Annotated in this window: 13 protein-coding genes; 5 read left to right on the forward strand and 8 right to left on the reverse strand. The window is 51.3% G+C overall.

Going from position 1 to position 19739, the window contains the following annotated elements; translation table 11 throughout:
* Window positions 1-256 precede the first annotated feature (256 nt).
* From pqiC to rlmKL, 5 genes are all read right to left on the reverse strand, one after another.
* Entirely contained in the window at window positions 257-838 is a 582-nt protein-coding gene (gene pqiC / locus NC856_RS15820; protein ID WP_264091413.1) for a membrane integrity-associated transporter subunit PqiC, read from the reverse strand.
* A complete protein-coding gene (gene pqiB, locus NC856_RS15825) occupies window positions 838-2505 on the reverse strand; it encodes an intermembrane transport protein PqiB (protein ID WP_404802340.1) in 1668 nt (555 codons plus the stop codon). Before pqiB ends, pqiC begins: the two co-directional genes overlap by 1 nt.
* Window positions 2465-3763, reverse strand: coding sequence for a membrane integrity-associated transporter subunit PqiA (gene pqiA / locus NC856_RS15830; protein WP_264091417.1), 1299 nt, complete (start codon window positions 3761-3763; stop codon window positions 2465-2467). Before pqiA ends, pqiB begins: the two co-directional genes overlap by 41 nt.
* Before the next feature lie 159 nt (window positions 3764-3922).
* Entirely contained in the window at window positions 3923-5836 is a 1914-nt protein-coding gene (locus NC856_RS15835; protein WP_264091419.1) for an ABC transporter ATP-binding protein, read from the reverse strand.
* A 3-nt stretch (window positions 5837-5839) separates the two neighbouring features.
* Window positions 5840-7957, reverse strand: coding sequence for a bifunctional 23S rRNA (guanine(2069)-N(7))-methyltransferase RlmK/23S rRNA (guanine(2445)-N(2))-methyltransferase RlmL (gene rlmKL / locus NC856_RS15840; protein WP_264091420.1), 2118 nt, complete (start codon window positions 7955-7957; stop codon window positions 5840-5842).
* Window positions 7958-8067: 110 nt separating this feature from the next.
* On the opposite strand from rlmKL, the gene NC856_RS15845 reads away from it, so the two are divergent.
* Window positions 8068-9171, forward strand: coding sequence for a YcbX family protein (locus NC856_RS15845; RefSeq protein ID WP_264091421.1), 1104 nt, complete (start codon window positions 8068-8070; stop codon window positions 9169-9171).
* A 37-nt stretch (window positions 9172-9208) separates the two neighbouring features.
* Here NC856_RS15845 and NC856_RS15850 read toward each other — a convergent pair whose 3' ends face one another.
* The 3 genes from NC856_RS15850 to pepN form a co-directional block, all read right to left on the reverse strand.
* Window positions 9209-9778 carry a cell division protein ZapC gene (locus NC856_RS15850; protein ID WP_264091422.1) on the reverse strand — a complete coding sequence of 190 codons (570 nt, stop codon included), beginning with the start codon at window positions 9776-9778 and terminating at the stop codon, window positions 9209-9211.
* Between the two features lie 241 nt (window positions 9779-10019).
* Window positions 10020-11030, reverse strand: a complete 1011-nt coding sequence (gene pyrD / locus NC856_RS15855; protein ID WP_264091423.1) for a quinone-dependent dihydroorotate dehydrogenase — start codon at window positions 11028-11030, stop codon at window positions 10020-10022.
* Window positions 11031-11237: 207 nt separating this feature from the next.
* The gene (pepN, locus tag NC856_RS15860) at window positions 11238-13853 is read right to left on the reverse strand and encodes an aminopeptidase N (protein WP_264091424.1); all 2616 of its coding nucleotides are present in this window, start codon (window positions 13851-13853) and stop codon (window positions 11238-11240) included.
* A 291-nt stretch (window positions 13854-14144) separates the two neighbouring features.
* On the opposite strand from pepN, the gene pncB reads away from it, so the two are divergent.
* The 4 genes from pncB to NC856_RS15880 all read left to right on the forward strand — a co-directional run bounded on the left by pncB (window position 14145) and on the right by NC856_RS15880 (window position 19727).
* Entirely contained in the window at window positions 14145-15350 is a 1206-nt protein-coding gene (gene pncB / locus NC856_RS15865) for a nicotinate phosphoribosyltransferase (protein ID WP_264091425.1), read from the forward strand.
* 170 nt (window positions 15351-15520) lie between these two features.
* A complete protein-coding gene (gene asnS / locus NC856_RS15870; RefSeq protein WP_264091427.1) occupies window positions 15521-16921 on the forward strand; it encodes an asparagine--tRNA ligase in 1401 nt (466 codons plus the stop codon).
* A gap of 293 nt (window positions 16922-17214) precedes the next feature.
* A complete protein-coding gene (locus NC856_RS15875; RefSeq protein ID WP_318841740.1) occupies window positions 17215-18291 on the forward strand; it encodes a porin in 1077 nt (358 codons plus the stop codon).
* Between the two features lie 245 nt (window positions 18292-18536).
* A complete protein-coding gene (locus NC856_RS15880) occupies window positions 18537-19727 on the forward strand; it encodes an amino acid aminotransferase (RefSeq protein WP_264091428.1) in 1191 nt (396 codons plus the stop codon).
* Window positions 19728-19739: the final 12 nt, after the last annotated feature.

Consider the following 19739-nt stretch of genomic DNA (forward strand, 5'->3'; position numbering starts at 1 on the left):
GGTGGAAAGAAAACAATGACTACTTTATAAGCAGTCACAAACTATCAATAGCCATTCTGTCGGCAAAGATCAAGGCGCAAAATTCACGCCAATGTCATATTTGTGATCTACAAATAAGAGTTTTCCTCAGGAAAAAAGAGAAGCGTCAACTAATGAATTGAAAAAAACCGCTGGAAACAGATCATATCTTTTCAGCGGTTGAGGCCACATATGATCGGGTTAAGCCTGCAACCCGGTCAGCGGATAGCTTGATTGTTCAAGGAACGACGGATTGATCAACCGACTGCGCGGCGGATTGGGCAATGGATTGCGCCACTTGTCCCCAGCCTTGCGCCAACGTTTTGACCAATGCGTCATAACCATCTTCCGGCTGCGGTAAAATGATATCGAACGGGCGCTTAATGACCTCGCCAGACTGATTCAATACCCATTCGCCGCGTATCACGACATTACCATCGTAGCGGCCATGAAACGCCGTGACCGTGACATTTAATACCGACTGCTCGCTTCCCTGCGGTTGCGCCGTCACCAACCAGCCGGGCAGCCTGCTTTCCAGATCAGTTACCAGTAATTGCCGGAGTTGCTGATCCAGCGGGCTCGCCCACAGGTTATCGCTGGCGATAACGTACTGTACATCACTGGTCTGATAAACCAGTCCGGCATTGCCCAGATAATCGGCTACGCTGACATGTTCAAGCCACAATTGCCGGGAATTAGCGGTGGTTACGCCCGATGAGCCCGCCGGTGAAACAACCGGTAACTGATAGTAAGATTTTTGCGAACTGCTACTGCAAGCGCTCAGGAACAGCACCATTGCCAGAGTCCATGCTTTCATCATTATTTTGCCCTCTTCGGCTGAGGATCTTTGCCAGTCGGCGCTTCAAAGATCAATGCATTGCTTTTCTCATTCAAGGTGCGCAATACCGGTTGCAATTCACGCAGCACCTGATCCAGACGTTGCATATCCGCCACCATGTTGTTGTAAGCCGGCGATCCGGGCTGGAAGCCTTTCATGCTGCGGTTAAGCTCACGTAAGGTCTGCTGCATATCCTGCGGCAAATCCTGCATGGCTTTACTGGAGGTTATCTGATTGAGCGATGCCAGCGTTTTCTGCATCTCTCGCAACGTGGCCTGACTCTCCGCCAATGTCTGCGTCGCTTCAGTCACCATCGGATTAAGCGGTAACCCATTGATCTTGTCGAGTACCGACATCAACTTTTGTTGAATCTGAGATAGTCCGCCGTCGATGGTCGGCAGCACCGGATAACCATCAATATTGGCCAGTTTTTTATTCCTTTTCTCTTTGGGATAAAAATCAAAGTCGATATACAGCGCTCCGGTCAGCAGGTTGGCCGATTTCAACGCCGCCCTTAATCCAAGGGGCTGCGCACGACTCAGATGCTGTTCAAAGTTAAAATCGCCGCCCAGCTTCTTATCGAATCGATCCGGTTCAATACGGATCAATACCGGGATACGGTAATCATCATCAATATCCTGCCGCCAGCCTTTAGGGAAGAATGGCGCGTCCACTACCGTGCCCAGCCGAATACCACGGAATTCAACCGGCGCGCCAGCTTGCAACCCGCGGATAGATTCGCCAAAGAACAGGATATATTCTTTGTATTCGGTATACAGCGAATCCTGGATGCTGCGTTGGCTGTCGAACAGTCGATACTGCGACCGTTGTTCTGCCGGATTCCCAACTGCCCACCCGGTCGGCACATCAAAACTCACCCCGCCGCTGAACAGCGTCGCCAACGATCCCATTTCCAGGCGCATTCCCTGCGCAGACATATCAAACGCCACGCCGCTGTCTTTCCAGAAACGCACGTTAGTGGTCACCAGAGTGTCATTCGGCGCCGCGATAAATAGCTGATAACGCATTTTCCGCGCTTGCGGATCAAACTCGCTGGTTTCAACCGAACCGACACGATAGCCCCGAAACAGCACCGGATCGCCAACGTTCAACTGACCGGCCTGTTCGCTGTCCAGGATCACGCGAATTCCTTTGGCGTCCGGTGATGCTAACGGCGGCGTATCCAACAGCGCGAACTCTCTTTTTTCCTTGGCGTGAGAGCCAGGCTGAAGTTCAATATAGGCGCCTGACAGCAGCGTCCCCAACCCAGATACGCCGGCACGACCTACCTGCGGCTTCACCACCCAGAAAGCTGAATCCTCTTTCAACAGCTTATCCATGCCGTCATGCAAGCGCGCCTTAACTTCTACCTGATGAAGATCATCGCTCAGCATGACGCTTTCCACCACGCCGACATCCACGCTACGACTCTTGATCATGGTTTTTCCCGCCTCAAGCCCCTCGGCATTACTGGTGACGAGTGTGATTTGCGGCCCTTGATGGCTGAAATGATAAAATAATATCCAGGCGCCGATCAGTACCGTCACAATCGGCACAATCCAGACCGGCGACCAACGTTTGATCGTTTCTACATCCGCAACGGCATAGTTATCTTTCGTCAACGGAAGACTCCTTATTGAAAACATCATCACGACGATCCCACAATAAACGAGGATCGAAAGTCATCGCCGCAAACATGGTCAAGATCACCACTGCGGCAAACAGTACCGCTCCCACCGCGGGATAAATGCTCATTAACCGGCCAATCCTCACCAGCGCCGATAAGACGGCGATGACAAACACATCGATCATTGACCAACGTCCTACAAATTCGACGATTTCATACACCACATGCATCCGCTCGCTGTCGCGCTTGCCGTTGCCGTTGGCGATCCAGCACAACCAGCCCAGCGCCAGCATTTTCAACGAAGGCACCATAATGCTGGCAATAAAAATCACCATCGCTACCGGATATGAGCCGGAGCTCCACAGTAGCACCACGCCAGACATGATGGTGGATCCCATTCGATCCCCCAACGCTTCCGTCACCATGATCGGCATCAGGTTCGAGGGGATATACAGCAAGATCGAAGTAATCAGCAGCGCCATCGTCCATTGCAGACTGTTCTTGCGGCGCGCATGTCCATGACTGTGACAGCGCGGGCAAACCAACTGATGCGCAGGCAAAATCGCCGTACAACATGAACATGAGCGGAATCCCTGTGACAAACCGCTGACGCCGGGTTGCGGCGCTGCCGGCAACACGGGCGGCGCCACAATGTCATTCCACAGCCAGCGGCGATCAAGACTCTGAAACGTCAGTAGTTGCAACAGGCAGAACAGCACAAACGGTATAAAGCTGGTGCCGATGCCAATATCGCCGTATGCAATCAGCTTGACAAAACTTACCAGCACGCCCGCCAGAAAAATTTCCGCCATCCCCCAGCTTTTCAGATGAAACAGGGCCTTACCCATCGCTTTCTTTAGCGCCAGCGGCATTGAGATATGCAGACAGAGAAAAATCACACTCGCCATGCAGAACGCAGGAACTAGTTGGACAAATAACATAAACAGGGTGGCGACGCTGGCATAATTCTCCGCCACCATGACTTTGGGTATTTCAAACAGACTGATTTCGCTGCTAATGCCGGCAACGCGCATTGACACAAACGGAAACAGATTTGACAACACCAGCATCAATAAGGCACTTAGCGCATACCCAACCGGACGTTTGCGCGGCTCGATCTGATAACTGGTCAACGTGGCTTTGCATTGCGGACAGGTCGCTTTCTGTCCGTACGACAGGACTGGCAACCTGACCAGCAGATCACAGTGCGGACACAATATGTAATCGTCATGTTGGTGCTCATGAATATCGTCTTCGTGAACATGATTATGGGAACACACGCATAGCCTCCTTCCTGGCCTGCCGCAAGGACAATATCAGACCGTTTCGACGATACCCGTCATCATTTCAAGTGGCGATTACCACACGAACATACTTCCCCGCTGGAAAAGTGGTTCGCGTCGCCGGCCCTCATCATAGGAGAAGATGGGATATAACGATTAGCCATTCCTTTGTGCCTCCAGCGCTTCCCAACGTTCAAAACAGGATTCCAGCGAAGCTTCCGCCGCGGCAAACGCATTCAGCACCCGTTGTGTTTCCTCACGCGGACGGCTGAAAAACCCCACATCGTTCATCTGCGCTTGCAGTTCGTTGATTTCCTGTTCCAGTTGCTCGATTTTCAGCGGTAACTGCTCCAATTCACGCTGTTGGTTATAACTTAGTTTACCCGCATTGCGTTTAGCGGGCGGTGCGCTATTGGCGGCAGACGTCGTCGTCGCGCTCCTTGGCGTCGGGGCGGCGGCGCGCAGCGGCGTCGATTCCGCGCGTTGTTGCTGCGCGTCGTAATAACCGCCGACATAACGGGATATCACCCCGTCGCCCTCAAAGATCCAGCATTCCGTCACCGAGTTATCAACAAACTGACGATCATGGCTGACCAGCAGCACCGTCCCCTGATAACTGTCGATCAATTCTTCCAGTAACTCCAGCGTTTCCACATCCAGATCATTGGTGGGCTCATCAAGAATCAACAGGTTGCTGGGTTTAAGAAATAACCGCGCCAGCAATAAGCGGTTGCGCTCGCCGCCTGACAGCGCCTTCACCGGCGTCATCGCGCGTTTCGGGTGGAACAGAAAGTCTTGCAGGTAGCCGAGCACATGGCGCGGACGACCATTTACCATGACTTCCTGTTTCCCTTCCGCCAGGTTATCCATCACGGTACGTTCAGGATCCAACTCGGCGCGGTGCTGATCAAAATAAGCCACTTCCAGCTTGGTGCCGCAATGCACTCGTCCGCTGGTGGGTGTCAATTCCCCCAACATCAGTTTCAGTAATGTGGTTTTACCGCAGCCATTCGGCCCGACCAGCGCGATTTTATCGCCGCGCTGCACCTGAGCGGAAAAATTGCGGGTCAGAACCTTATTATCGATCTGATAGTTCACCTCTTCCAGTTCAAACACAATTTTACCGGAGCGGGCGGCTTCCTCTACCTGCATTTTTGCCGCGCCCATCACCTCGCGCCGTTGCGAACGTTCATTGCGCAGGGCTTTCAGCGCCCGGACGCGACCTTCATTGCGGGTGCGGCGCGCTTTGATCCCCTGACGAATCCAGACTTCCTCTTGCGCCAGTTTGCGATCAAACTCGGCGTTTTGCAGTTCTTCCACCCGCAACGCTTCTTCTTTGCCAGCCAGATACTTATCGTAATTTCCCGGCCAGGACACCAGCTTGCCGCGGTCAAGATCGACAATCCGGGTCGCCATGTTGCGAATAAACGAACGGTCGTGCGAGATAAAGACCATGCTGCCCTGAAAGGTTTTCAGGAAAGTTTCCAGCCAGTCGATGGTTTCGATATCCAGATGGTTGGTCGGTTCGTCCAACAGCAATACGCGTGGCGCGCTGACCAGAGCCCGTCCCAGCGCGGCTTTACGCAACCAGCCGCCGGACAACGAGGACAGAGACGCATCGGCATCCAGACCGAGTTGCGCCAATACTTCGTGGATACGGCTTTCCAATTGCCATAGCCCCTGATGCTCAAGAATCTCCTGCAACTTCGCCAACTGATTCAGATGATTGTCGCTGGGATCGGTTTCAATCAGGCGCAACGTCGCATGATATTTTTTCAGGTAATCCGCCTGCTCCGCCACCCCCTCGGCGACAAAGTCGAACACGCTGCCAGCCACATTACGCGGCGGATCTTGCTGCAAACGGGCGACAATCAGATCCTGCTCATAGGTAATGCGTCCATCATCCAGCGGAATTTCTTTCGCCAATATCTTTAGCAACGTGGACTTGCCCGCTCCATTGCGGCCCACCAGACAAACGCGTTCGTTTTCTTCAATATGAAGTTCGGTATTGTCTAACAACGGAGCATCGCTAAATGACAGCCACGCGCCCGATATACTGATTAATGACATCTGTTACTTTTCCTCGCCAGTATGCGTCAGCAACCAGCAGTTATGAATTTGACGGTTGCGGGCAAAATCCTGTGATTGCGTCAGCGAGGTAATCTCTTTCGCCGCCAGCCCCAACGCCGCCAATCCCGGCATATCCATCTGGAAGCCGCGTTTATTGTTGGAAAACATGATCGTGCCGCCTCGACGTAGCAGTCGTTTAAGATCTTTCATTAACGCCAGATGATCACGCTGGACATCAAAGGTATCCTCCATGCGTTTCGAGTTCGAAAACGTCGGCGGATCGATAAAAATAACGTCAAACTGTTCATTGGCTTCACGCAGCCATGACAGGCAATCGGCATGAATTAAACGATGCTGGCGTCCGGTCAGGCCATTGGCGCGCAGGTTTTTTTCCGCCCATTCCAGATAGGTGCGCGACATATCCACCGTCGTGGTGGTGCGCGCCCCGCCCAATCCGGCATGAACGCTGGCCGTGCCGGTATAGGCGAACAGGTTGAGGAAATCTTTCCCGTTGCTCATTTCGCCCAGCATTTTGCGCGCGATGCGATGATCGAGAAACAGACCGGTGTCCAGATAGTCAGTCAGGTTGACCCACAGCTTAGCGTTATACTCTTCTACCCGTAAAAATTCGCCTTTCTGCGCCAGTTTCTCATACTGGCTTTTACCTTTCTGTCGTTCGCGGGTTTTCAAAATCAACCGGTTGGACGGCAATTCCAATACGCTCAGCGTCGCATTGATCACATCGAACAGACGCTGACGCGCTTTCTGCGCATCAATGGTTTTCGGCGGCGCGTATTCCTGCACCACCACCCAACTGCCGTAACGATCGACCGCCACGTTGTATTCGGGCAGGTCGGCATCGTAGAGACGGTAACACTCAATGCCCTGCTGCTTCGCCCATTTCTCCAGTTTACGCAGATTTTTACGCAGACGATTGGCAAAATCCTCGGCAATCTGGCCGCTTGCCTGTCCCTGACTTTCAGCAAGCTGATAGTTCTTCTGCACGCAATCCAGCGGACCGTTTTTGGCTTTGAACTGACGCTCTGCGCGCAATTGCAGACAACTCAACAGTTCCGGCGAGGCACTGAACAACGACAGTTGCCAGCCGCCAAAATCGCTTTTCATTTTGCGGCCCAGTAGGTTGTGCAACGCAATCAATGCCGGTTCGCTCTCCAGACGTTCGCCGTAAGGCGGGTTGCTGAGTACGGTGCCTTTCGCTCCTGCTGGTAGTGGATTCTGGAGCTGCGCCACATCGTTTACCGTAAACGAGATCAATTCCGCTACCCCGGCGCGACGGGCATTGGCCCTGGCAATGTCGATCACCCGCCGATCGATATCTGAACCAAAAAAGCGCGACGTCGTCTCACGCTGGCCCAGGCGGGCGCGCTGCTGCGCCTGCGCCGTCACGTCACGCCACAGTTCGGCATCGTGTTGCAACCAGGCATTGAATCCCCAGCGGGAACGATACAGACCAGGCGCGCGATCGGCGGCGATCATCGCCGCCTCAATCAGCAGCGTGCCGGAACCACACATCGGATCGACCATCGGCTCGCCGGTTTGCCAACCAGAGCGCAGAACAATCGCCGCCGCCAGATTTTCTTTCAGCGGCGCCAATCCAGCCTGATCGCGATAACCACGCTGGTGCAAGCCTTCGCCGCTCAGATCCAATGCTACGCTGGCGGTATCGCGCTGTAAAAAGACATTGATGCGAATATCCGGTTGTTGTTTCGCCACATCCGGGCGTTGTCCGGTTTTGCGGGTGAAGCTGTCCACAATGGCGTCTTTCACTTTCAACGCCCCATACTGGCTATTGCGGATATCATCGTTAGTGCCGGTAAAATGCACGGCAAAGGTTTTATCGACAGCAAAAATCGTCGGCCAGTCGATCGCTTGTACGCCAAGGTACAAATCCAAATCGCTGTACACCTTGAATTCATTGAGCGGCAGTAAAATGCGCGAAGCCAGCCGACTCCACAACAGGCTCTGATACAACAGGCGATTATCGCCCTGAAAATGCACCCCGCCTTGCACCACGGCGCAAGCCTGGGCGCCCAGCGCTTCAAGTTCGCTTTTTAATAGTTCTTCCAGGCCACGGGCAGTGCTGGCAAACAGAGCATTCATATCGTCACAATCACCAAAGAGATGGCGCCAAAAAGAAAATTGACGCGCATTATAGCTAATCCGGGACGCTTGTCATAAAGTTGCCGTTTTATAGCGACAAGGAATCAGTAGTGATCGGCGTAACGCGGCTCTATATTCATCCGGTAAAATCCATGCGTGGTTTGCAGTTGTCTCATGCCATGGCCAGCGCCAGCGGATTGGCGCAGGACCGAACCTTCATGATCACCGAAACCGATGGCACCTTTATTACCGCCCGCCAATATCCGCAAATGGTGTTGTTCACCCCCGCGCTGTTACCCGATGGGCTGTTTATCTCTGCGCCGGACGGACAAAGCGCCAATGTTCGCGTCACTGATTTTGTCAATATGCCGCAACCCACCGAAGTTTGGGGAAATCACTTTACCTCATGGGTAGCCCCGGATGCGGTAAACGCCTGGCTGAGCACTTATTTTCAACGTCCGGTGCAATTGCGTTGGGCTGGCGACGCGCCATCACGCCGGGTCAAGCGCCATCCCGACATCCCGCTCGCGTTTGCCGACGGTTATCCGTTTCTGTTAATCAACGAGGCTTCCTTTCAGGATCTGCGTCAGCGCTGTCCGGCGGGGATCAAACTCGAACAGTTTCGCCCCAATCTGGTCGTGACCGGCGCGGCGGCGTTCGCCGAGGATAGCTGGCAAACAGTGCGGATCGGCGATGTCATTTTTGATGTCGCCAAGCCTTGCAGCCGTTGCGTTCTGACCACCGTCAGCATTGAGCAGGGTAGAAAGCACCCGTCGTGCGAACCTCTGGCGACATTGCAATCCTTCCGCACCGCTGAAAACGGCGATGTCGATTTTGGTCTGAATCTGATTGCCCGCAACAGCGGTATTATTCGCGTCGGCGATATGCTGGATGTTCTTGCCACCAAACCGCCGCGCCCTTATTACGCGGGCAACGTCGCTGAAAGCATCGCGGTCAACGCGCAAAGCGAACAGACGCTAACCATTGAATATCAGGGAAAGCGCTTGCCGGGAAATAATCAGCAAATCCTGCTGGAGCAACTGGAACAACACGGCGTGCGTGTACCCTACTCGTGTCGTGCCGGCGTATGCGGCTGCTGTAAGATGACGTTAATCAGTGGGGAGGTTTCCGCGCTCAAAAAAAGTGCAATCGGGGAAAATGGCGCCATTCTCGCCTGTAGCTGTATTCCACTCGGCGATATCAATCTGCAATAAATATCAGCCCGCGATAAAGAACATGATGCCAGAGGCGTTAAACAACTTTGGCATATTGAAACGCGGAAGATACCTGTTCCGTCGCATGCTGCTCAGTCGCTGGCAATAATCTGTCATGCATGATTTTGATGGCATCGCTCAATATCATCGTCTTCGCATTCAACATTAAATGTTCTTGCGCCAACAGACACAAGCTGGCTTTCTCACCCACCTCAGCGACCAGAAAACAGGCGGTTTCCTCACTCTCGCTGACTTGCACCTGAACCAGATCTCCGGTCTGCGGCGCATACGTATGCGGCACATGCTGTTGGATGAAGTGCCAGCTTTTTGGCATTAACGGCTTAAGAAAACGACTGGCCACCAGCGCATTCAATATTAATTCGTTTTGCAGCGAGCGCGTTAATGCCATCTTCTGACACTTTTCGTTATAGGTAAAAAATAAAGCCGCATCCTCGACGCAGAAAGCGCATTCATTAAACGCATCCGGCGTCAGCATTTTAGAGGGAAAGCGCGAACGGAATAACATGCCGTTTGCCAAATCCAACATCAGGCGATCGTGTTCGGCATCAAAATACCAGCGCCAGTTATCATCAGGTTTTAACTTCATCTTATTTATCCTTCGCTCTGTGTTAAAACGCTCTTTAGTTAAAAAGAATCAGAAATAACTGATTGCAGAATGCTGCAATAAAAAAATTCCCGGAGAAACTTTTAACATCGCCGGTGACGGGCAAAATAGCGCGTCATAAAAATCAGGCTAAGAGTGATCGTTTATTAGCTTGAACGGATAAAATATAGACTAGCCGGGGGAATAAATAAACCCCCGGAGATAAATCAAAGACAGGAAAAGTTTAAATATGTGTAACGATATCTTTTATCAGAGCCGGTCCACGGAAAATAAAGCCGGAATAGATCTGAATCAACGTCGCGCCAGCATCCAATTTCTCGCGGGCCGCCATCAGGGAATCAATACCACCGACGCCGATAATGGGTAAGCGCCCAGATAATTCCTGTGATAAACGACGGATAATTTCCGTACTGTGCAACTGTAAAGGCCGACCGCTTAATCCGCCGGTTTGACCACAATGATTTAATCCCTGAATCAATTTTCTATCGAGCGTGGTATTGGTGGCAATAACGCCATCAATGTTATGCCGCACCAGACTATCGGCAACCTGGATCAATTCTTCCTCAGAAAGATCCGGCGCGATCTTTACTGCCACTGGAACATATTTCTGATACTTAGCCTGTAATTCGGATTGCTTATTTTTTATTGATTGCAAAAGATCGTCCAGCGCCTCGCCATATTGCAAGCTACGCAATCCTGGGGTATTGGGTGAGGAAATATTGATCGCGATATAACCCGCATAAGGATAAATTTTATCCATGCAGATCAAATAATCCTCTTTGCCCTGCTCAACCGGCGTATCTTTATTTTTACCGATATTGATCCCTATTACGCCGCCGAAACCGGTCTTCTTGACATTCTCAACCAGATAATCGACGCCCTTATTATTGAAACCCATGCGGTTAATTAACCCTTCCGCTTCAACAATTCGGAACAACCTCGGTTTATCATTACCGGCTTGTGGACGAGGCGTCACCGTTCCCACCTCAATAAATCCGAATCCCATCGCGCCCAGCGCATCAATACACTCCCCGTCTTTATCAAGACCGGCGGCCAGACCCAGCGGGTTTTTAAATGATAGCCCCATGCAGGTGACTGGTTTGGTGGGAACAGACTGACGGACGAGAAATTCAAAGGGCGTATGGGTGATACGGCGTAATTGCTGGAAGGTCAGATCATGTGCTCGTTCTGGATCAAGCTGAAATAACGCTTTCCTGATAACGGGATAGAACATATCGTCTCCTGGGATCCCTATCGCAAATAAACAAAGTCGGAATACGGTTTGCGCGTGATGGTAATTCTATCACGACGTAAAGTAAACGCGGCGTAAAGTAAAACATTTGTTCGGGCGTGATGATCGAAATAGATGATCGAAATAAGTGCCTGCGTTGACAGGCACTCGATGACATAAAAGAAAGAGTAAATCGATAAAGGTTCGCTTTTAGTCTTGCAGCGCTTTACTGATCTTCTCGAACAGATCGCCTGACAGGTTTTCCAGCATTTTAAGCTGTTCCAGCGACTCACGCATCAATGCCTGCCGTTTGGCATCATAGCGTTTCAGGCGGATCAATGGTTCGATCAACCGTGCCGCGACCTGCGGGTTACGCGTGTTCAAATCGGTCAGGATCTCACTCAGGAAACGGTAACCGCTGCCATCCTCCGCGTGGAAAGCCGCAGGATTAGCGGCGGTAAACGACCCCACCAGCGAACGCAGACGGTTAGGATTATTCAGGCTGAACGAGCGGTGTTGCAGCAATGCCCGCACCCGGCTCAATACATCCGCCGCCGGGCTGGTGGCCTGCAACGTGAACCATTTGTCCATCACCAGACCATCCTGATGCCAGCGCTCATCAAACCGCGACATCAGTTCCTCGCCACAAGGTAATTGGGCGCTCACCGCCGCGGACAATGCCGCCAGCGAATCAGTCATGTTATCTGCCTGGGCGAACTGCGTCGTTACCAGTTTATCGGCCTGAACCGCGTCGCCAACTGCCAGATAATGCAGACACACATTACGCAATGCGCGTTTACCCATATCCGCATGTTCAATCCGATATTCAGACATCCGGTTGACGTGATAAAGCGCCAGCCATTCATCCGCCATCTCTTTGGCCATCGCCCGCACCATACCATCGCGCACAGCGGCTATCGCCGCGGGATCGATCATCTCAAACAGTTCGGCGATCTCATTTTCACTGGGCAATGTCAGGATCTGAGAGGCTAGCATCGGATCCAGTTTCTCATCCAGCAACACGCCGCGAAACGCATCCACCACATGCATCGGTAAGGAAAGCGCCTGCTTTTGCTGATAGCGGGAAACATTCAGCCGGATGTAATTGGCCAGCAGACTCTGCGCCGCGTCCCAACGGGAAAACGCATTGCTGGCGTGACGCATCAGGAAAGTCAGTTGCGCATCACTCCAGGCGTAATTCAGTTTTACCGGCGCGGAAAACTCGCGTAATAAAGAAGGCACCGGCTGACAAGGAACCTGATCGAAAATAAAGGTCTGCTCGGATTCCGTCACATTTAATACCGACGATAACTTTTTCCCTGCTTTCTGTAGCGGGATCACCTGCCCTTGCTGATCGTACAGTTCAATATCCAGCGGGATATGCAGCGGCAACTTGCTCTGCTTATCCGCGCCTACCGGCGTCTTCTGGCTGACGCTCAGCAAATATTGCTGTGTTTGCGGATCGTAATCATCACGAATGGTCAGCACCGGCGTACCTGATTGGCTGTACCAGCGGCGGAACTGTGACAGATCCACCCCTGACGCCGCTTCCATCGCCTGAACAAAATCATCGCAGGTGGCGGCGCTGCCATCATGACGTTCGAAGTAGAGACGCATCCCGGCCTGGAATTTCTCTTCGCCTAATAAGGTGTGCATCATACGGATCACTTCCGCGCCCTTCTCATACACCGTCAGGGTATAGAAGTTATTCATTTCTATCACCTGATCGGGACGTATCGGATGCGACATCGGGCCGGCATCCTCGGCAAACTGCGCGCCGCGCATAACGCGCACATTATTAATGCGGTTAACTGGGCGTGACCCCAAATCAGAACTGAACTCCTGATCGCGGAATACCGTCAGCCCCTCTTTCAGACTAAGCTGGAACCAGTCACGACAGGTGACGCGGTTGCCGGTCCAGTTATGGAAATACTCATGACCGATTACCGCTTCAATATTCAAATAGTCTTTATCTGTGGCGGTTTCCGCTTTCGCCAGCACATATCTGGAGTTGAACACGTTCAACCCTTTGTTTTCCATGGCGCCCATATTGAAGAAATCCACGGCCACGATCATATAGATATCAAGATCATATTCGAGGCCAAACCGGGTTTCATCCCATTTCATGGCGTTTTTCAGCGAGGTCATCGCCCAGTCAGCGCGATCGAGATTGCCGCGATCCACATAAAGCGCCAACGCCACTTCACGCCCGGAACGGGTGGTGAAGCTATCCTGCAACACATCAAAATCACCAGCGACCAGTGCAAACAGGTAACAGGGTTTAGGGAACGGATCCTGCCATTCAATCCAATGACGACCGCCTTCCAGTTCTCCCTGGGCCATGCGGTTGCCATTGGACAGCAAATACGGATAGCGGGCTTTGTCGGCGGTGATCCGCGTGGTGAATTTGGCTAACACATCGGGGCGGTCGAGATAATAAGTGATATGCCGGAAACCTTCCGCTTCGCACTGGGTGCACAACGCGTCGCCTGACTGATATAACCCTTCCAGCGCGCTGTTGGCCGCCGGGTTGATATCGGTTTCGATAGCGAGCGTAAATCTGGCGGGCAACTGCGTCAGTATCAGTCCGTCATCCCGTTGGTCATAGTGCGGCCATGCCACGCCATCAACATTCAAACTCACCAGTGTCAGACCCTCTCCGTCCAGCTTGAGCGGCGCGCCCGCCTCCCCTTGTAATACCACCTGGCTGACGGCTTTTACGCGGGTTTTTTCCGCATGCAGTTCAAAATCCAGAGCAATATCCGTAATGGTGTAATCCGGCGCCCGATAGTCGTGACGATATTTCACTTGCAACTGTTGATTCATATAACGTTTCCATCTCCTCATGGTTTTAGAAACAAATGGTTTTAGAAACAAATCGTTTTAGAAACAAATGGCTTTAGAAACAGAGTCTATTCCTGTTACGCTGATGTTACCAAGATAATATGAAGATAATCCTTGTCAGAGCAGGTTTGCTTCGCGCCGTTGGCTCAACATAATGTTGTGATACGGTAAAAAAATAAGAATCAAGGTATACTGCTCGAACCTTGCCGACTGTCCTGAAAACGATGGTCATGAAAATGGATATGCGTCTAACGAGGATGCCTGTAACGCATTATGACTTTACACACTTCTCCGATTCTAACGTCATTACTGGATACCGATGCTTACAAGCTGCATATGCAGCAGGCGGTGTATCACCATTATTATCATGTCGACGTTGCGGCTGAATTCCGCTGTCGCGGTGATGAACAGTTGGGGATCTATGCTGAAGAGATAACCGAGCAGGTTGCTCTGATGCGCTTTTTGTCGCTGAACGACGAAGAGCTTGCCTACCTTTGTTCTCTGCCTTTCTTCAGGCAGGATTATCTAAACTGGCTGAGAACGTTTCGTTTCAATCCCCAGCAGGTCAGCATCAGGAATAACCACGGCAAACTGGATATTCGCATTGCCGGACCTTGGCACGAAGTCATCCTGTGGGAAGTTCCGTTGCTGGCGGTGATCAGTGAAGTGGTGCACCGGAATCGTACTCCGCGCGTCGGCCCTGAGCAGGCTGTCGCGCAGCTTGATAAAACCCTGGCTCATTTTCGCCGGATCAGCGCCGATGCCGACCTCAGCCAGTTCAAACTGATGGATTTTGGTACGCGTCGTCGTTTTTCACGCGATGTGCAACAGGCGATCGTCAGTCAGTTGCAGGCCGAGTTCCCATATTTAATCGGCACCAGCAACTACGATCTGGCGCGCCGCTTAGCACTGACGCCCGTTGGTACGCAGGCCCATGAATGGTTTCAGGCGCATCAGCAAATCAGTCCAGTGCTTGCCAACAGCCAGCGCGCCGCCTTACAGATGTGGCTCAACGAATATCCCGATCAGTTGGGCATTGCGCTGACTGACTGCATCACCATGGATGCCTTCCTGCGCGATTTCGACTTCCACTTTGCCGAATCCTATCAAGGGCTGCGGCATGACTCCGGCGATCCGATGGATTGGGGAGAAAAAGCGATTGCCCATTATCAGCGTTTAGATATCGATCCGATGAGCAAAACGCTGGTATTTTCCGATAACCTCAATCTTGATAAAGCGCTCAAACTGTATCGTCATTTCTGGCCGCGCATCAATCTTGTATTTGGTATTGGCACGCGCCTGACTTGCGACATTCAGGAGGTTAACCCGTTGAATATCGTGATTAAACTGGTAGAGTGCAACGGTAAGCCGGTGGCCAAGCTTTCCGATAGCCCCGGCAAAACGATTTGTCAGGATCAAGCTTTTGTATGCGAATTGCGCAAAGCATTCGACCTGCCCCGCATCAGAAAAGCCAGTTGAACCCTTGCAACCCCGCCTAACTTTTAGCCCAGATCAACAGGAATGCATAAAACTTATAGCATTCCGGTGATTTCTGCTTGTTTCCTGCCCGACGGCAAGTAACATAGCGAGTTACCCTTTTCAGGGCCATCCACTGTTTTTAAATAATATTTAATTGAAGAGAGAATTTTATGAGCGTAGTGCCTGTAGTCGACGTACTGCAAGGCCGTGTCGTCGTTGACAGTGAAGTCACCGTGCGCGGCTGGGTACGTACCCGGAGAGATTCTAAGGCCGGTATTTCCTTTGTTGCCGTTTATGACGGCTCCTGCTTTAATCCATTACAGGCTGTCGTTAATAATAATCTCTCCAATTATCAGAATGACGTTCTGCGCCTGACCACCGGTTGTTCCGTGGAAGTAACGGGAAAAGTGGTGGCTTCCCCCGGCGAAGGCCAGAGTTTTGAGTTGCAGGCGAGCGCCGTCAAGGTGGTTGGCTGGGTTGATGATCCCGATACCTACCCGATGGCGGCCAAACGCCACAGCATTGAATATCTGCGCGAAGTGGCGCACTTGCGCCCGCGCACCAATCTGATCGGCGCCGTCGCCCGTGTTCGTCATACACTGGCTCAGGCTATTCACCGTTTTTTCCATGAAAATGGCTATTTCTGGGTTTCAACGCCGCTGATCACCGCCTCCGATACAGAAGGCGCGGGAGAAATGTTCCGCGTTTCCACCCTCGATCTGGAAAACCTGCCGCGTACCGAGCAAGGCAAAATCGATTTCAGCGAAGACTTTTTCGGCAAAGAAGCGTTTCTTACCGTATCCGGTCAGTTGAATGGTGAAGCATACGCGTGCGCGCTTTCCAAAGTGTATACCTTTGGCCCAACGTTCCGGGCGGAAAACTCCAATACCAGCCGTCACCTGGCCGAGTTCTGGATGATCGAGCCGGAAGTCGCTTTTGCGTCACTGGACGATATCGCTGGTCTGGCGGAAAGTCTGCTTAAATATGTCTTTCAGGCTGTTCTTGATGAACGCGCGGATGATATGGCGTTCTTCGCTGAGCGGGTGGATAAAGAGGCGATCAGCCGTCTGGAAAGCTTTATCACCTCTGACTTTGCTCAGGTGGACTATACCGACGCGGTAGACATCTTGCTGAACTGTGGCCAGTCGTTTGAAAACCCGGTTTACTGGGGTGTTGACCTCTCTTCCGAACACGAGCGTTATCTGGCGGAGAAACATTTCAAAGCGCCGGTGGTGGTTAAAAACTATCCGAAAGACATCAAAGCCTTCTATATGCGGATGAACGGCGATGGGAAAACCGTTGCCGCCATGGATGTGCTGGCGCCGGGCATCGGTGAAATTATCGGTGGTTCTCAACGTGAAGAGCGGCTGGACCAGTTAGATATCCGTTTGCAAGAGATGGGACTGAATAAAGAAGACTACTGGTGGTATCGTGATTTGCGACGTTACGGCACCATTCCTCATTCCGGGTTTGGATTGGGATTCGAACGTCTGATCGCTTACGTTACCGGGGTACAAAATGTACGCGATGTCATCCCGTTCCCGCGCACGCCGAGAAACGCCAGTTTCTAAATAAAAATTTAATATAAGTAAAACAAATATGTAGGAAAAAAGAGTCGGGCTGCCCGACTCTTTTTTGTTAATTTTAGTTATGGATCACAAAGTTCATTTTCATTTACATTTTGAAATACATATTTTCCATTAGTTACTGGATTACGAAGTTAGTATCATTTTCTGGGTGGATTAACGGGCGTGTGAATGGAAAACTGCGTTCTGACACAGGAAGACACTAAATGTTCAGGATAGTTCCTTTTGGGATTATTGATGGCAGTTGCAGGTTCTAAACAACACCAATGAGGGTAATAATGATGAAGCGCAATATTCTTGCAGTGGTAGTTCCGGCTCTGTTAGCCGCTGGTGCAGCGAATGCAGCAGAAGTCTACAATAAGGACGGCAACAAGCTGGATCTGTATGGCCGCGTAACGGCTTTGCATTACTTTGCTGATAACAACAGCCAAAATGATGACGGCGACCAAACCTATGCTCGTCTTGGCTTCAAAGGTGAAACCCAGATTAGCGATCAACTGATTGGTTATGGTCGTTTTGAATATCAATTCAATGCTAACCAATCAGAAGAAGAGGGTGCCGGCGCTGGTGGTGACAAAACCCGTTATGCGTTTGCTGGTCTGAAATTTGGCGACTATGGTTCTTTTGACTATGGTCGTAACCTTGCGATTGTTTACGATGCGTTGGCATGGACCGACGTACTGCCAGAATTCGGTGGTGATTCCAGCTACACGGATGGTCTGACAGGTCGTACGTCTGGTGTGGCGACTTACCGTAATTCTGATTTCTTTGGTTTAGTCGACGGACTTGACTTCGGCTTACAATACATTGGTAAGAATGAACGTACTAACCCAAGAAGATCTAATGGTGACGGTTGGGGTACATCTTTAAGCTATGTATCTGACATGGGCTTAGGTGTCGCTGGTTCTTATGGTTCTTATGACCGTACTGATGCGCAATCCGCTGACGGCAAAGGTTCAAGAGCAGATGCATGGGCGACTACAGCTAAATATGATGCCAATAATATCTACATTGCTGCGACGTATGGACAATATCGCAATCTGAGCCGTGTGACGGGTAACAATACTACAACTGTGTTTGCAGATAAAACCAAAGTATTTGAAGCTGTTGCTCAATATACCTTTGATTTTGGTTTGACACCTTCTCTGGGTTATGTTTCTTCTAAAGCCAAAGATGATTCTAACGGTAACAATGCATATTTGACCAAATATATTAGCCTTGGTGCGACTTACGCGTTCAACAAAAATATGTCCACCTATGTTGAATATGATATCAACCTGATTGATTCCGACAAAGACACCTATGGCGCTGGCACGGATGATACCGTTGCAGTTGGTCTGACTTATCAGTTCTAAGTTGACACATATCACATAACGGTTTAACCGTTTATTGTGCAGAAAAGGCAGAGCTTCGGCTCTGTCTTTTTGTTTTTACTTTTTGCTTTTAAAGCCCCGCTATTTTCTGTTAATCAGTCTTTTATTTTGTCTATCGCATTTCCCTGATTATTTCCCTTTCTTTTTTAAACCGGCGGTTGGCAAAGCCTGATACTGGCGGTAATCTGAGATTACTTTCTTACACTCTGTCATGGAATACCCTACCAATGTTTGAAAATATCTCCGCCGCACCCGCCGATCCTATTCTTGGACTGACCGACCTTTTCCGCGCTGATGATCGTTCGAATAAAATCAACCTGGGGATTGGCGTATACAAAGATGAAACGGGTAAAACACCAGTATTGACCAGCGTTAAAAAAGCCGAGCAGTTCCTGTTGGAAAACGAGACGACAAAAAATTATTTGGGCATCGACGGCCTTCCCGCCTTTGGCCGTTGTACACAGGAACTGCTGTTTGGAAAACAAAGCAGCATTATTGCCGATAAACGCGCGCGGACGGCGCAAACGCCAGGCGGTACTGGCGCGCTGCGTGTCGCGGCTGATTTCATCGCTAATCAGACATCCGCAAAACGCATCTGGATCAGCAACCCAACCTGGCCAAATCATAAAAATGTGTTCTCCGCGGTCGGACTGGAAATCTGCGAATATAATTACTACGATGCCGCCAATCACTCGCTGGACTTTGACGGCTTGCTGAGCAGCCTTAATGCCGCGCAAGCTGGCGACGTGGTGCTTTTCCACGGTTGCTGCCATAACCCGACTGGGATCGATCCTACGGCTGAACAATGGAATACGCTGGCGGACCTTTCCGTACAGAAAGGTTGGCTGCCGCTGTTCGATTTCGCCTATCAGGGTTTTGCCCGTGGTCTGGAGGAAGATGCGGAAGGTTTGCGCATCTTTGCCGCCAAACACCATGAATTGATCGTTTGTAGCTCGTATTCCAAGAATTTCGGGCTGTATAACGAGCGCGTAGGCGCCTGTACCGTGGTTGCCGCCGATGCAGATACCGCCGATAAAGTCGCCAGTCAGGTGAAAGCCGCGATCCGCGCCAACTATTCCAATCCGCCGTCACACGGCGCCACGGTGGTCGCCACCATTCTGGGCAACGATGCGCTGCGCGCCATCTGGGAACAGGAACTGACCGCCATGCGCGAACGTATTCAACGTATGCGTCAGTTGTTTGTGAACACGCTTCAGGAAAAAGGCGCCAAACAGGATTTCTCTTTCATCATTAACCAAAATGGCATGTTCTCATTCAGCGGGTTGAATAAAGAACAGGTACTGCGTCTGCGTGATGAGTTTGGCGTCTATGCCGTTAACTCAGGCCGTATCAATGTGGCCGGCATGACACCTGAAAACATGGCACCACTGTGTGAGTCCATCGTCGCGGTGCTGTAACCCGCGTGTTAT

Origin of the sequence: Brenneria izbisi, assembly GCF_025840185.1 — a bacterium.
Lineage (GTDB): Bacteria > Pseudomonadota > Gammaproteobacteria > Enterobacterales > Enterobacteriaceae > Brenneria > Brenneria izbisi.